The sequence below is a fragment of the Pseudomonas sp. CLCA07 genome (genome assembly GCF_053615335.1).
Map to the genome: position 1 here is coordinate 849,337 of NZ_CM132131.1, position 14,734 is coordinate 864,070.

General features: G+C 59.2%; 13 protein-coding genes and 4 tRNA genes. 5 read left to right on the forward strand and 12 right to left on the reverse strand.

Annotation, left to right across the window (positions count from 1 at the left end):
* The first annotated feature begins 114 nt into the window (after positions 1-114).
* Entirely contained in the window at positions 115-1,281 is a 1,167-nt protein-coding gene (gene ampC, locus ACWGZX_RS03955) for a class C beta-lactamase (protein WP_452627370.1), read from the forward strand.
* A gap of 98 nt (positions 1,282-1,379) precedes the next feature.
* Here the strand turns inward: ampC and ACWGZX_RS03960 are convergent, their stop codons facing one another.
* From ACWGZX_RS03960 to gltX, 10 genes are all read right to left on the reverse strand, one after another.
* Positions 1,380-1,826: an Hsp20 family protein gene (locus tag ACWGZX_RS03960; RefSeq protein WP_452627371.1), complete on the reverse strand. Its 447-nt coding sequence runs from the start codon at positions 1,824-1,826 to the stop codon at positions 1,380-1,382.
* 119 nt (positions 1,827-1,945) lie between these two features.
* Positions 1,946-2,905, reverse strand: coding sequence for a tRNA dihydrouridine synthase (locus ACWGZX_RS03965; RefSeq protein WP_223517493.1), 960 nt, complete (start codon positions 2,903-2,905; stop codon positions 1,946-1,948).
* 134 nt (positions 2,906-3,039) lie between these two features.
* A complete protein-coding gene (locus ACWGZX_RS03970; protein ID WP_452627372.1) occupies positions 3,040-3,495 on the reverse strand; it encodes an acyl-CoA thioesterase in 456 nt (151 codons plus the stop codon).
* A gap of 48 nt (positions 3,496-3,543) precedes the next feature.
* Positions 3,544-4,377, reverse strand: coding sequence for an alpha/beta fold hydrolase (locus ACWGZX_RS03975; RefSeq protein WP_452627373.1), 834 nt, complete (start codon positions 4,375-4,377; stop codon positions 3,544-3,546).
* Positions 4,378-4,408: 31 nt separating this feature from the next.
* Positions 4,409-4,948: a TetR/AcrR family transcriptional regulator gene (locus tag ACWGZX_RS03980; protein ID WP_007943510.1), complete on the reverse strand. Its 540-nt coding sequence runs from the start codon at positions 4,946-4,948 to the stop codon at positions 4,409-4,411.
* Between the two features lie 183 nt (positions 4,949-5,131).
* Positions 5,132-5,207 (reverse strand) — tRNA-Glu (locus ACWGZX_RS03985).
* A gap of 80 nt (positions 5,208-5,287) precedes the next feature.
* Positions 5,288-5,363, reverse strand: a tRNA-Ala gene (locus ACWGZX_RS03990).
* Positions 5,364-5,416: 53 nt separating this feature from the next.
* Positions 5,417-5,492: transfer RNA gene (locus ACWGZX_RS03995), tRNA-Glu, on the reverse strand.
* A gap of 79 nt (positions 5,493-5,571) precedes the next feature.
* Positions 5,572-5,647 (reverse strand) — tRNA-Ala (locus ACWGZX_RS04000).
* 247 nt (positions 5,648-5,894) lie between these two features.
* A complete protein-coding gene (gene gltX, locus ACWGZX_RS04005) occupies positions 5,895-7,376 on the reverse strand; it encodes a glutamate--tRNA ligase (protein ID WP_109633228.1) in 1,482 nt (493 codons plus the stop codon).
* Between the two features lie 220 nt (positions 7,377-7,596).
* On the opposite strand from gltX, the gene ACWGZX_RS04010 reads away from it, so the two are divergent.
* Positions 7,597-8,646, forward strand: coding sequence for an HlyD family secretion protein (locus ACWGZX_RS04010; RefSeq protein ID WP_452627374.1), 1,050 nt, complete (start codon positions 7,597-7,599; stop codon positions 8,644-8,646).
* Positions 8,636-10,186, forward strand: coding sequence for an MDR family MFS transporter (locus ACWGZX_RS04015; RefSeq protein WP_452627375.1), 1,551 nt, complete (start codon positions 8,636-8,638; stop codon positions 10,184-10,186). The genes ACWGZX_RS04010 and ACWGZX_RS04015 overlap by 11 nt, the downstream gene beginning before the upstream one ends.
* A 119-nt stretch (positions 10,187-10,305) precedes the next feature.
* Here the strand turns inward: ACWGZX_RS04015 and uvrB are convergent, their stop codons facing one another.
* Positions 10,306-12,321 (reverse strand): excinuclease ABC subunit UvrB, encoded by a 2,016-nt coding sequence (uvrB, locus tag ACWGZX_RS04020; protein ID WP_452627376.1) that lies wholly within the window; start codon positions 12,319-12,321, stop codon positions 10,306-10,308.
* A gap of 338 nt (positions 12,322-12,659) precedes the next feature.
* Between uvrB and ACWGZX_RS04025 the strand changes: the two genes are divergently transcribed.
* A complete protein-coding gene (locus ACWGZX_RS04025; RefSeq protein WP_452627377.1) occupies positions 12,660-13,856 on the forward strand; it encodes an amino acid aminotransferase in 1,197 nt (398 codons plus the stop codon).
* 237 nt (positions 13,857-14,093) lie between these two features.
* The gene (locus ACWGZX_RS04030; protein WP_452627378.1) at positions 14,094-14,294 is read left to right on the forward strand and encodes a hypothetical protein; all 201 of its coding nucleotides are present in this window, start codon (positions 14,094-14,096) and stop codon (positions 14,292-14,294) included.
* Here ACWGZX_RS04030 and ACWGZX_RS04035 read toward each other — a convergent pair.
* A complete protein-coding gene (locus ACWGZX_RS04035) occupies positions 14,291-14,521 on the reverse strand; it encodes a hypothetical protein (RefSeq protein WP_007943502.1) in 231 nt (76 codons plus the stop codon). The two genes, ACWGZX_RS04030 and ACWGZX_RS04035, sit on opposite strands and share 4 nt — an antisense overlap.
* Positions 14,522-14,734 lie beyond the last annotated feature (213 nt).

Sequence of the window (14,734 nt, forward strand, 5' to 3'; positions counted from 1 at the left end):
TCGACGCTCGGCTGACCGCCTAAATTTGGCACGCCTGTTCGCTAGCCCGATTTGCAAGAGCGCATGGAGTGTAGCGGGTTACCATCATCACAACTCATGAAGAGTGGATCAAACATGTACAAAGACAAACTGCCAAGGCTAGCGTTCTACAGTGCTTTCGCACTTTTCCTCGGCGCAGCACCCTGCATGGCCTCAACACCATCCGACCAGCAACTCGAAACCCTGGTCAACGCCGCCGTCGGTCCGGTGATGCAAGAACAGAAAATTGCGGGGCTCGTCGTTGCGATCACCCAAAATGGCCAGCAGCATTACTTTAATTACGGTGTGGCCTCTAAAGAAGAACGCCAACCGGTCAGTCAGGACACCCTGTTCGAAATAGGCTCGGTCAGCAAAACCTTCACCGCCACACTGGCCGGATACGCCCAGGCCGTCGGCAAGCTGTCCCTGTCCGATCCTGCCAGCACTGTTTGGCCAGCATTGCGCGGCAGCGCATTCGACCACATCAGCGTACTGCAACTGGGCACCTATACCGCCGGCGGGTTACCGCTGCAGTTCCCTGGCGAAGCTGACCATCCAGAGACAATGCTGGGTTACTTCAAGCAATGGACACCGGTTTATCCTGCTGGCACCCATCGCCTGTATTCGAACCCAAGCATAGGGCTGTTCGGCTACCTCGCCGCCAACAGCATGGGCCAGCCGTTCGATATCCTGATGGAAAAGACCTTGCTGCCGAAACTGGGCCTCAAGCACACCTACCTCAAGGTCCCGCAAGAGCAAATGGGGCTATACGCTCAGGGCTACAACAAGGACGACAAGCCTGTGCGCGTCGGACCGGGCGCGCTGGACTCCGAAGCCTACGGCGTGAAAACCAGCGCCTCGGACCTGCTTCGTTACGTTGAAGCGAACATGCAACCTGGCGAACTGGAAAAACCCTTGCAGCAAGCCATCGCCACCACTCACACCGGTTATTACACGGTGGGCGAAACGACACAGGGGCTAGGTTGGGAGTTCTACCATTACCCGGTCACGCTGGATCAGCTGCTCGCTGGTAACTCGACTGAGATGGCAATGGAAGCTCATAAAGTTCAATGGCTGAACCCGCCGCAGCCGCAACAGGAAAACGTGTTGCTCAACAAAACCGGCTCCACCGGCGGCTTTGGGGCTTACGTCGCGTTTGTGCCCTCGAAGGACATCGGCATCGTGATCCTTGCCAACAAAAACTACCCGAACCCGGAGCGGGTCAAAATCGCCCACACAATATTGAGCGCCTTAACCGAATAACCAAGAGCAACACAATTCCCTGCAGCTGCCGAGCCTGAGAGGCAGCTACAGGAGCACAAAAAAGGGCGCCGCGATGGCGCCCTTTTCATTGCTCGGCCTTAGTGCTGCAGAGCCGGTTTTTGCGTCCCGTTGATCGGGATGCGTTTGGCTTTCGCCTCTTCTGGCACGATGCGCATCAGGTCGATGCTCAACAGGCCGTTACGCAGGTCTGCGGCCTTGATCTCGATGTGATCCGCCAGGCGGAACGACAGCTTGAACGCACGCTGGGCGATGCCTTGGTGCAGGAAGGTCACGCTTTCGTTCGCTTCACGTTTGCCGCCACTGATGGTCAGCACACCCTTCTCGACTTGCAGGTCCAGGTCTTCTTCCTGGAAACCGGCCGCGGCGACGACGATGCGGTATTGATCATCACCGTGTTTTTCCACGTTGTACGGTGGGTAGGTGCTGCCTGGCTCGTTGCGCAGCGCGGTTTCGAACAGGTCGTTGAAACGGTCGAAACCTACCGAGGAACGGAACAGTGGGGCCAGGGAAAATGCAGTAGTCATGGTTCAAATCTCCTGAAAACAATCAGCAAGGTTTTTGTCTCCGCGACCCGAATTCGGCATCGCGTAACCCTTAAATAAGGACCGCTGATTGCATTTCAAGAGATTAATTCGAGATTTTTTCAGGCCGCTTCGCTGACTTGTAGACCGAGCAAACGCGAGACGTGATCGAGTTCGGTCTCACGACGCAGGACGGTGAACAGCTCAACCGCTTCCGGATAATTGCGGGTCAGCATCGCCAGCCATTGCTTCAAGCGACCCGGCGATTGACGGGGTGTCATCTGCGCCTTGGCTTGCAGCCAGAAGTCCTGAATCAGTGGCAACAGCTCGGCCCAAGTCATCTCGACCACTTCTTCACCGGCTCGCGCCGCGGCAATTTGCCGGGCCAAGTCCGGGCGCGAGACCAGACCGCGACCGAGCATGATGTCTTCCACGCCGCTGATTTCGCGGCAACGACGCCAGTCTTCGACGCTCCAGATGTCGCCATTGGCAAACACCGGCACCTTGACCACGTCCTGCACCCGCGGGATCCACTCCCAGTGCGCTGGTGGTTTGTAGCCATCGGTCTTGGTCCGCGCATGCACCACGATGTGCGCTGCGCCACCTTCGGCCAAGGCTGTGGCGCAGACCAGCGAGCCGTCCGGGCTGTCGAAGCCGAGGCGCATCTTGGCGGTCACCGGGATGTGCGCCGGCACCGCGCGGCGCACGTGTTCGACGATTTGGTTGAGCAGCTCAGGTTCTTTGAGCAACACCGCCCCGCCGCGAGACTTGTTGACGGTCTTGGCCGGGCAGCCGAAGTTCAGGTCGATGACTTCAGACCCCAACTCACAGGCCAGCGCGGCGTTTTCCGCCAGGCAAACGGGATCAGAACCGAGCAATTGCACGCGCAGCGGCACGCCTGACGCGGTGCGGGCACCAGTCAGCAGTTCGGGGCCAAACTTGTGGTAGTAGGCAGGCGTGAGCAGTTGGTCGTTGATCCGGATGAACTCGGTCACGCACCAATCGATACCACCCACACGGGTCAACACGTCCCGCAGGATGTTGTCGACCAACCCCTCCATGGGCGCCAAAGCAATTTGCATGAAAAACACACTCGACGAAAAACGTGCGGCAGTTTACTGGATTGCGCGGGGAATCGCAGATTCCTTGTAGGAGTGAGCCGGCTCCGGGCGGCGTTCATCGTCGGAACGCCGCCCGGAGCAGGCTCACTCCTACACTAGATTTGGGTGGTACTCAATTCTTGCGACAACAACGCCGGGCCGTAGCCTTCGATGAACTCCGGTGGCATGCGTTTTGGCTTGCCGGTCGACAGTTCGATGCAGACGAACGTGGTCTGGGCGCGCAGTAATGTGGTGTTGTCACGCGGGCGCTTCAACTGGAAGTGTCGGGTCATTTTCAGGCGCTGATCCCAATCGACGATCCAGGTCGCCAGCTGCAATTCGTCTTCTTCATAGGCGGCGGCCAGGTAATCGATTTCGTGCCGCACCACCGCCATCGCCCGGTCCAGCCGCCGATACTCGACCAGATCCAGGCCCAGACGCTGGGAGTGGCGCCAGGCACAGCGCTCGAGCCACGTCACGTACACGGCATTATTGGCGTGACCCAGCCCGTCGATGTCTTCGGCGCCCACTTGTAGATCAATGATAAATGGCGTTGCCCGATCCCAACTCATGCCCCACTCCCGGTCAGATAAAGTCGACCGGGGCAGTGTAACGGATGCTTACGCCGATTGGCGCGATTGCAGGCTGCGACCGGCCAACAGTGATAACACACCATCAATGACCCGGGGATCGGCCAGCACCCGCTGATGCCCGCCTTCTTCCAGGCGCAGCAAGCGGCTGTCGAACCAGGATTCATGGATCAGTTCGGATTCCTTGACCAACACGTAGCTGTCATCTTCGGCATGGACGATCAGGCCGGGCATGTCGAGTTGATAGTGGGCGACATCCAGCGCCGCTGCGCGCATGCCGACGTCTTTTTCGACCTGCCGAATGAAGGCCGAACGTGCTTTAGGCGGCAGTCGCACGTAACGTGCAAAACCACGCAGCACCCCGAGAATTCGCGCCGGGGCGGCAATCGTCACCAGGGTTTCGGTGCGCAGGCCCAATTGAACGGCGAGCATGGCACTGGCGCCACCCATCGAATGACCGATGACCGCTTGCAGCGGCGGCAACTCGGCAGCGGCTTCCAGCATGGCCCGAGCGAACAGCACGACGTTTGCCTCTTCGCCAGGTGAGCGACCATGCGCCGGGCCGTCGAGGGCGACCACGGTATAACCGGCCTCCACCAGCGCGGTGATGAGACTGGCGAACTGCGTCGGCCGGCCTTCCCAGCCGTGCATCAGCAACACGGCAGGGCCTTGCCCCCAACGTAGCGCCGAAAGGCCGAAGCGCAGCGTGATTCGTTCAGACTTCGCCAGAAGCGGCAGCTCCCAATCACGCGGAGGCAGTTCTCGCGGGGTCATGAATGCCAGTCGCATTTTGCTCGCGACCAGTTTCGGTGCGAACCAGCCCAAGGTGCCATTAACGCCACGAATCCACTTCAACGTGCTCATCGCTCTTACTCCTCAGGCCATTGCCTTCAGGTCATTGCACCGCCGACTTGGCGGCACGCAGCAATCGATCGGACAACTCTCCTGGCCCCAGCGCGCGAGCCAGGGCCAAACCGCCCACCATCAAGGCCATGTCTGCCAAGGCTTTATCGGTGTCTTCCGGGCTGGCCGCCAACTGCGCGACCATCAATTCCACATGCTCATTCAGAGCAACACGAAACGCATCCGGCAGCCGTCCCAGTTCGCCAACAGACGCCGGGATCGGGCACGCCGATTCGGAGGAGTCACGGTGTTTACGTGACAGGTAAAACGCAGCCACCAACGCGCGACGCTCTTCACCGGTGAGTTGCGCATCCATGTCAGCAATCAGGTCACGACGGTGTCCCAGCAATTGCTGGAACGCCTCCAGCATCATGGCGTCCTTGCTTTCGAAGTGCGCATAGAAGCCGCCGACGGTCAGGCCGGCTGCGCCCATCACTTCGCCCACGCTCGGCTCTGCCGGGCCGCGCTGAATCAGCGCTGCGCTGGCAGCCTTAAGGATGCGTTCGCGGGTTTGAGCTTTTTTATCGTTCATCGTTGCCTCCGAATATTACGACTAGAATATTATTCTCATAATAATTTTTCGCAAGTCGTGGATGTGACCGCTGGTCTGAAGAACAGTTTGAAAGAAATAGGGGATTTGGCCAAACGCCAGACAAACAAAAGGGCCATTCAATAATTGAATGACCCTTATAAAATCCCGCAGAGCGGGTAATCGTGGCGTCCCCTAGGGGACTCGAACCCCTGTTACCGCCGTGAAAGGGCGGTGTCCTAGGCCACTAGACGAAGGGGACGCAAAACCTTCTATACAACTGATCAGTGCTGAGAGCTGATCGATTCAAGGCCTGCGTGGCCAGACCTTGAACTGTAAAATTGGTGGAGCTAGACGGGATCGAACCGTCGACCTCTTGCATGCCATGCAAGCGCTCTCCCAGCTGAGCTATAGCCCCGGATTTTTCGCCTCGCGGCGGAGCGACATTTTGCAACATCGCTTCTGTAAAACTGGCGTCCCCTAGGGGACTCGAACCCCTGTTACCGCCGTGAAAGGGCGGTGTCCTAGGCCACTAGACGAAGGGGACGCAAACCCTTCTATACAACAGATCAACGCTGAGTGTTGATCGCTTCAAGGCCGGTGTGGCCAGACCTTGAAGTGTAAATTGGTGGAGCTAGACGGGATCGAACCGTCGACCTCTTGCATGCCATGCAAGCGCTCTCCCAGCTGAGCTATAGCCCCTCATCGCTGAGGACGGGGCGAATCTTAATGGCGGATCAGAAAGCTGTCAAACTTATTTTTAACAATTTTCAAAATTTTTTGTCGCCATAACAATCACTTACCGCCCTCCCCCGTAAATCCGGGGGGTGTATCCGTTCTTGTAGCAGCTGCCGCAGGCTGCGTCCGAGTGCGTAGCGCTCGCAATCCCGGGCAGGGACTGCTTCGCAATCCGACGCAGCCTTCGGCAGCTGCTACAGGTATGGGGGTGTCAGGCGATGTTGCCCAAGAGTTTTTCCCACTCCTTGTTTTCTTTCTTCGACACGCCGCCCAGCAGGTCAATCGCCTGGCGCAGACGGAATCGGGTCAGGTCCGGACCGAGGATTTCCATCGCATCCAGCACCGACACCGAACTGGCCTGCCCCGTGATCGCAGCAAACATCAGCGGCATGGCGTCACGCAGCTTCAGCTCCAAGGATTCGACCACCGCCTGAATCGTCGCGGTGATGCTGTCCTTCTCCCACTGACGCAGGCTTTCCAGTTTCCACAAGATCAGCTGCATCAACTGACGAACCTGATCGCCCGAGAGCTTCTTCGATTCAAACAATTTGGCATCCGGGTTCACGCCACCGGCAAAGAAGAAGCCCGCCAACGGTGCAACCTGGCTGAAGGTTTCAACGCGACCCTGTACATGCGGCGCGATCTTCATCATGTATTCAGGGTTCAATGCCCAGGTTTGCAGGCGCGAAGCGAACTCTTCCACCGGCAGATCACGCAGCCACTGGCCGTTGAGCCACGACAGCTTCTCGATGTCGAAAATCGGCCCGCCCAGCGAGACACGGCTCAAGTCGAAGTGGTCGACCATTTCCTGCAACGAGAACTTCTCGCGCTCGTCCGGCATCGACCAGCCCATGCGGCCCAGGTAATTGAGCATCGCCTCCGGCATGAAGCCCATGCGCTCGTAGAACGTCACCGAGGTCGGGTTCTTGCGCTTGGACAGCTTGCTCTTGTCCGGGTTACGCAGCAGCGGCATGTAGCACAGCTCCGGTTGTTCCCAGCCGAAGTACTCGTAAAGCAGGATCAGTTTCGGTGCCGACGGCAGCCACTCTTCACCGCGCAGGACGTGGGTGATGCCCATCAGGTGGTCGTCGACCACGTTGGCCAGGAAGTACGTCGGCAGGCCGTCGGTCTTCATCAGCACTTGCATGTCCATGCGATCCCACGGGATCTCGACGTCGCCACGCAGCATGTCCGGCACCACGCACACGCCTTCGCTCGGCACTTTCATGCGGATCACATGCGGTTCGCCAGCAGCCAGGCGACGGGCGACTTCTTCCTTGGACAGCAACAGCGCACGGCCGTCGTAACGCGGGGTTTCGCCGCGAGCCATTTGCTCGGCGCGCATCTGGTCCAGTTCTTCGGCGGTGCAGAAGCACGGGAACGCATGACCCATTTCAACCAGTTGCTGGCAATACTTCTGATAGATATCGCCGCGCTCGCTCTGACGGTAAGGACCGTGCGGGCCACCCACGTCCGGGCCTTCGCTCCAGTCGATACCCAACCAGCGCAGGGCGTCGAAAATCTGCTGTTCGGACTCACGGGTCGACCGCAATTGGTCGGTGTCTTCGATCCGCAGGATGAACTCACCGCCATGCTGCTTGGCAAAGCAGTAGTTGAACAAAGCAATGTAAGCGGTACCTACGTGGGGGTCCCCGGTAGGCGATGGCGCGATGCGCGTGCGGACGGTGGTCATGGCAAGTCTCGAAATGAAGATAAAACAAAGGGCGAATGGTAACAGGCGACACCCGCCCGGCTCCAGTGAGCAGGGCATTTAAGCCAAGTTTGCGCCTACAACGCGCGTATACCCGGGTGAATGGCCGAATATCATTCGATGGCATTTACCGCTTGTCGGCTGTATGACAGATTCACCCGCTGATATCTTTCCTTACACTTTCTCGACTACAGCCTGCCCCATGCCTGCCCAACTCAAGCGTCGCCTGTTTAGTTTCCTGCTGCTCGTCCTGCTGATTGCCGGGGCCTTCTTTGCCCAGTGGTTCTTCAAGGGGCGATTTTATGAAAGCACCGATAACGCCTATGTCCAGGGTGAGATTACTCGCGTCTCGAGCCAACTGAGCGCGCGCATCGACCAAGTATTGGTGCATGACAACCAGCACGTCGAAAAAGGCCAGTTGCTGATCAAGCTCGAAGGCGCCGATTTCGACCTCGCCGTCGACCGCGCCAGCGCCACCCTCGCCACCCGCCAGGCCGAACGCCTGCAAGCGCAAAGCAAACTCACCCAGCAATCGAGCCTGATCGCGGCCAGCGAAGCGCAAGTGGCTTCCAGCCAGGCCAGCCTCGGCCGCTCGCTCATCGATTTGACTCGCGCCCAGACCCTGCGCAAACCCGGCTACATTTCGGAAGAACGGGTGACCACCCTGTCGGCCGACAACCACATCGCCCGCTCGCAAGTCGCCAAGGCTCAGGCTGACGTTCAGGGCCAACGCCAGCAGGTCAACGCCCTGACCGCCGAGATCAAACGCCTCGACGCGCAGATCGCCAACGCCAAGGCCGATCTGGCGCAAGCGGAACTGAACCTGACCCGCAGCGAAATCCACGCGCCCATCAGCGGCCTGATCGGCCAGCGTGCCGCCCGCGAAGGCCAGGTGGTGCAGGCCGGCGCGTACTTGCTGTCGATCGTCCCGGATCAGGACATCTGGATTCAGGCCAACTTCAAAGAAACCCAGATCGGCCACATGCAGCCCGGCCAGAGCGCCGAGCTGACCTTCGACGCCTACAACGACACGCCGATCAAAGCGCGAGTCGACAGCCTGTTCGCCGCTTCGGGCGCGCAGTTCAGCCTGCTGCCACCGGACAATGCCACGGGCAACTTCACCAAAGTCGTACAACGGATTCCGGTAAAACTGACTTTCGCCGCGGACAATCCGCTGCAAGGCAAGATCCGTCCGGGCATGTCAGTCACCGCCAAAGTGAACATCAAAGACGCCCCTGACGATGGCCAGTGACCAACTGAGCCACCCGGTCGGCGAACCGACCCGGCGGGACTGGATCGCGGTCATGAGCGTGATGCTCGGCGCCTTCATGGCCGTGCTCGACATCCAGATCACCAACTCTTCACTCAAGGACATTCAGGGCGCCCTGTCGGCCACCCTGGAAGAAGGCTCGTGGATTTCCACCTCGTACCTGGTGGCGGAAATCATCATGATCCCGCTGACCGCCTGGCTCGTGCAGCTGCTGTCCGCGCGACGACTGGCGGTGTGGGTTTCACTGGGCTTTCTGGTCGCCTCGTTGCTGTGCTCCATGGCGTGGAGCCTGGAAAGCATGATCGTCTTCCGCGCCTTGCAGGGCTTCACCGGCGGCGCGCTGATCCCGCTGGCGTTCACCCTGACGCTGATCAAACTCCCTGAACACCACCGCGCCAAAGGCATGGCCATGTTCGCCATGACCGCCACCTTCGCGCCCTCTATCGGCCCGACATTGGGCGGTTGGCTGACTGAAAATTGGGGCTGGGAATACATCTTCTACATCAACGTTCCACCGGGCCTGATCATGATCGCAGGCCTGATGTACGGCCTTGAGAAGAAAGAAGCGCACTGGGAGCTGCTGAAAAGCACCGACTACATGGGCATTCTCACCCTCGGCGTCGGCCTCGGTTGCTTGCAGGTGTTTCTGGAAGAAGGCCACCGCAAGGACTGGCTGGAGTCGAACCTGATCGTGACCCTGGGCAGCATCGCGCTGATCAGCCTGATCACCTTTGTGATCGTGCAAGTTTCCAAGCCCAACCCGCTGATCAACCTGGGCATCCTGCGCAACCGCAACTTCGGTCTATCGAGTATTTCCAGCCTGGGAATGGGGGTCGGGCTGTACGGCTCGATTTTCCTGTTGCCGCTGTACCTGGCGCAGATCCAGAACTACAACGCCCTGCAGATCGGCGAAGTGATCATGTGGATGGGCGTGCCGCAGCTGTTTCTGATTCCGTTGGTGCCCAAGCTGATGAAGTACATTTCGCCGAAGTGGCTGTGTACGCTGGGATTCGGGCTGTTCGGGCTGGCGAGTTTTTCTTCGGGGGTGCTGAACCCGGACTTCGCCGGGCCGCAGTTCAATCAGATCCAGCTCATTCGCGCGCTGGGCCAGCCCCTGATCATGGTCACCATTTCGCTGATCGCCACGGCGTACATCCTGCCGCAGGACGCGGGGTCGGCGTCGAGCCTGTTCAACATCCTGCGCAACCTCGGCGGCGCAATTGGCATCGCCCTCCTCGCCACCCTGCTGGATGCGCGAACCAAGACGTACTTTGATTATTTGCGCGAAGCCATTGTGCCGAGTAATCCGCAGGTGGCCGAGCGGATGACGTCGATGACGGACCGGCTAGGCAATGAGACGGCGGCACTGGCGAAGATCAGCGAAATTGTGCACCAGCAGGCGTCGATCATGGCTTACAACGATGCGTTTCACTTTGTCGGGATTGCGCTGGGGGTGAGCATGCTGGCGATACTGCTGACCAAGAAATTGCCGGAGGGGATTAAGGCCGGGGAAGCACACTAGTCAAGACCTGCGGAGCTCAGGCGACCGTTTTCGCGAGCAGGCTCGCTCCCACAAGGTTCAGTGTAATCCCTGTGGGAGCGAGCCCGCTCGCGAAGAGGCCATCCCAGGCACTGCAAAATTCAGACAGTGATCAACCGCTCCCGCAACTTGCCAATCTCATCGCGCATCTGCGCCGCGGCTTCAAACTCCAGATCACGCGCCAATGCGTACATCTTCTCTTCCAAGGCTTTAATACGCTTGGCGATCTCGCCCGGCGAGCGCAATTCCGCTTCGTACTTGGCGCTCTCTTCGGCGGCCTTGGCCATGCCTTTGCGCTTCTTGCTGCGAGAGCCCGGCACGGTGGCGCCTTCCATGATGTCGGCAACGTCCTTGAACACACCCTTCGGGGTGATGCCGTTGGCCAGGTTGAAGGCGATCTGTTTATCGCGACGGCGCTCGGTTTCGCCGATCGCCCGCTCCATGGAGCCGGTGATGCGGTCGGCATACAAAATCGCCCGACCGTTGAGGTTACGCGCCGCCCGGCCGATGGTCTGGATCAGCGAACGCTCGGAGCGCAGGAAGCCTTCCTTGTCCGCATCGAGAATCGCCACCAGCGACACTTCAGGCATGTCCAGGCCTTCACGCAGCAGGTTGATCCCCACCAACACATCGAACGTACCGAGGCGCAGATCGCGAATGATTTCGACCCGCTCCACGGTGTCGATGTCCGAGTGCAGATAACGTACGCGAACGCCGTGGTCCGCCAGGTAATCGGTCAAATCCTCAGACATGCGCTTGGTCAGGGTCGTGACCAGAACCCGCTCTTCCAGCGCGACTCGCTTGCCGATTTCCGAGAGCAAGTCGTCGACTTGGGTCAGCGCCGGGCGGATTTCAATTTGCGGATCGACCAGCCCCGTCGGACGCACCAACTGCTCAACAACGCGGCCTGCATGCTCTGCCTCGTAATTGCCGGGCGTCGCCGAGACAAAAATCGTCTGCGGACTGATGTTTTCAAATTCGTCGAAACGCATCGGCCGGTTATCCAGCGCGGACGGCAGGCGGAAACCGTATTCCACCAGCGTCTCTTTACGCGAACGGTCGCCCTTATACATGGCGCCGACCTGCGGCACGCTAACGTGGGATTCGTCGATCACCAGCAAGGCGTCAGCCGGCAGGTAGTCGAATAACGTCGGTGGCGCCTGGCCCGACTCACGGCCGGACAGGTAGCGCGAGTAGTTTTCGATGCCGTTGCAATAACCCAGCTCGAGGATCATCTCCAGGTCGAAGCGGGTGCGCTGCTCCAGACGTTGAGCTTCAACGAGCTTGTTGTTGGTGCGCAGGTAATCTAGACGCTCCTGCAATTCAACCTTGATCCCCTCCACGGCACCGAGCAGGGTTTCTCGTGGCGTCACGTAGTGGCTTTTCGGATAGAAGGTGAAGCGTGGCAGCTTGCGGATCACTTCGCCGGTCAGCGGATCGAAGGCGGACAGGCTCTCGACCTCGTCATCGAACAGCTCGATGCGGATCGCTTCAAAATCGGATTCGGCCGGGTGGATATCAATCACATCGCCGCGAACCCGGAAGGTTGCACGGGCGAAATCCATGTCGTTGCGGGTGTATTGCAAGTCCGCCAGGCGGCGCAGCAAGGCACGTTGATCGAGTTTGTCGCCGCGATCCACGTGCAACACCATTTTCAAATAGGTTTCCGGGCTGCCCAGACCGTAGATGCACGACACGGTGGTGACAATGATCGCGTCTTTGCGCTCCAGCAACGCCTTGGTCGCGGACAGGCGCATCTGCTCGATGTGGTCGTTGATCGAGGCGTCTTTCTCGATGAAAGTGTCGGACGACGGCACGTAGGCTTCGGGCTGGTAATAGTCGTAGTAGGAAACGAAATACTCCACCGCGTTGTTCGGGAAAAACGCCTTGAACTCTCCGTACAACTGCGCGGCCAGGGTCTTGTTCGGCGCCAGCACCAAGGTCGGACGCTGCACTTGCGCGATCACGTTGGCGATGCTGAAGGTCTTGCCCGAGCCGGTCACACCGAGCAACGTCTGGTGCGCCAGCCCGGCTTCGATGCCTTCCACCATCAGGCGGATGGCTTCCGGCTGATCGCCGGCGGGCTCGAAGCGGGTGACTAGCTGGAATTCAGACATTCAATACCCCTGGGGTCGCGCCTGACCGGTCAAACCGGACAGCAACGAGAAAGACCACAAACGACCGACGTCGCCCGAGGAAAAAACTGGATTGTGCTCAATGTGGAGTCGATTGCCTGCTCTTTCAAGGCAAACGTCCTACATCCGGTGAATCCTTTGACGGCGCCAATCGACTAACGGTCGGAAAATAATCGGAAAAACTTAGCGGAAAAGCCGAAACGTCTGTCGCCATCGGTCGCCGATGGCCTCTATACTAGCTCCCCGTTTGTGCACCGCTCTAGTGCATTCGGCTGGAGCGCCACACGTCCCTCCACACTCCATTCAGAGCCGCCGCAAAAATGAGCCTGTTCTCCGCTGTCGAAATGGCACCACGCGATCCAATCCTGGGCCTCAACGAAGCATTCAATGCCGATACCCGTACCAACAAGGTCAACCTGGGGGTCGGTGTTTACTGCAACGAGGAGGGGCGAATTCCACTCCTGCGCGCCGTTGTCGAAGCCGAGACGATTCGTGCCGCTCAACACGTTTCCCGTGGCTACCTGCCAATCGACGGCATCGCTGCCTACGATCAGGCTGTGCAGAAACTGCTGTTTGGCAATGATTCGCCACTGATCGCCGCCGGCCGTGTTATCACCACCCAAGCCGTTGGCGGTACCGGCGCACTGAAAATCGGTGCCGACTTCCTCAAGCAACTGCTGCCGAACGCCGTCGTGGCGATCAGCAACCCAAGCTGGGAAAACCACCGCGCGCTGTTCGAAACGGCCGGTTTCCCGGTGCAGAACTACCGCTACTATGACGCCGCGACCCACGACGTAAACCGTACCGGCCTGCTGGAAGACCTGAACGCGCTGCCCGCAGGCTCGATCGTTGTGCTGCACGCCTGCTGCCACAACCCGACCGGCGTGGACCTGAGCCCGGCGGACTGGAACAACGTCCTGCAAGTGGTGAAAGCCAAGGGGCACGTGCCGTTCCTCGACATGGCCTATCAAGGTTTCGGCGATGGCATCGACGAAGACGCCGCTGCTGTGCGCCTGTTCGCCGAATCGGGCCTGACCTTCTTCGTTTCCAGCTCGTTCTCCAAATCGTTCTCGCTGTACGGCGAGCGCGTTGGCGCCCTGTCGATCGTCAGCGAATCGAAAGAAGAAAGCGCGCGCGTGCTGTCGCAAGTCAAACGCGTGATCCGCACCAACTACTCCAACCCGCCAACCCACGGTGCAAGCATCGTCGCCGCTGTGCTGAACAGCCCGGTCCTGCGCGCCCAGTGGGAAGAAGAACTGGCTGAAATGCGCCTGCGGATTCGCGGCATGCGCATCCAGATGGTTGATCTGCTGGCGAAAAACGCTCCTCAGCGCGATTTCAGCTTCGTGGGTCGTCAGCGCGGCATGTTCTCTTACTCCGGCCTGACGGTTGAGCAAGTCACCCGCCTGCGCACCGAGTTCGGCATCTACGCCCTGGACACCGGCCGCATCTGCGTGGCCGCGTTGAACCAGAGCAATATCGACGTGGTGACCAAGGCTATCGTTCAGGTGATCTGAGTCGTCCAGTGATATGAAAAACGGGAAGCCGATTGGCTTCCCGTTTTTTATTTGTCGCAGATAATTCTCAACGCAGTGACCCCGCCCTCTAAACTCCACACAATTCAAAATGTAGGAGCTGGCTTGCCTGCGATAGCGGTCGCCCAGCCAACATCAATGTTGAATGTGATGGCCTCATCGCAGGCAAGCCAGCTCCTACAGGTTTTGTGTACATCCAGGAATTTTACGAGAACCCACATGAAAAACGATGACCTACGCGCAGACCGCGATGAGCTGGACCACTTCGTACCTCGCACCCCGGCCAAACGCGGCAGCAACCTGGTAATGCAAGTCGCTGCGGGCGTATTTCTCGGCGGTATGGCCTTGTGGCTGGTGCAACTGGCCGCCACGACGCTCTACGCCAAATTGATGCTCGGCACCTTCACATTCGGCGGTTAAGCCAGTTCGGTGGCACGCTGGCTGGCGGCGTCGTCATAGGCGACATAAAGCGACTCGGCAATCTGACTCTTGATCGCCTTGGTGCTTTCCAGGCCCAGAACAAAACCCTCGGCCTTGCCGCCGGCACGGTTCAATTCCTCAGCGGTGCTGGCCTGTGTGATTGCGTCGAACAATTTTTCGGCGTGGGGGCCGACACCTTTGGGCAAGCTGATCTGAGCGATGCTCATGCGAACACCCCGTTGTTGTGAGGTGTGCAGGTTGGGTGATTCATGGCGCGTACCTTTTCGGCGAATGGCCGGCAGCGCGTGTTACCACTTCCGGGCGGCCATGGTAGACCTCTGGGACGAATCTGGTAACCGCCCATGACCGATAAACCACCGTCTGTCCCGACTAATCGCCCAAGTTGCAATCAGGCGCTTGACTTCTCTTTTTGAATCAGT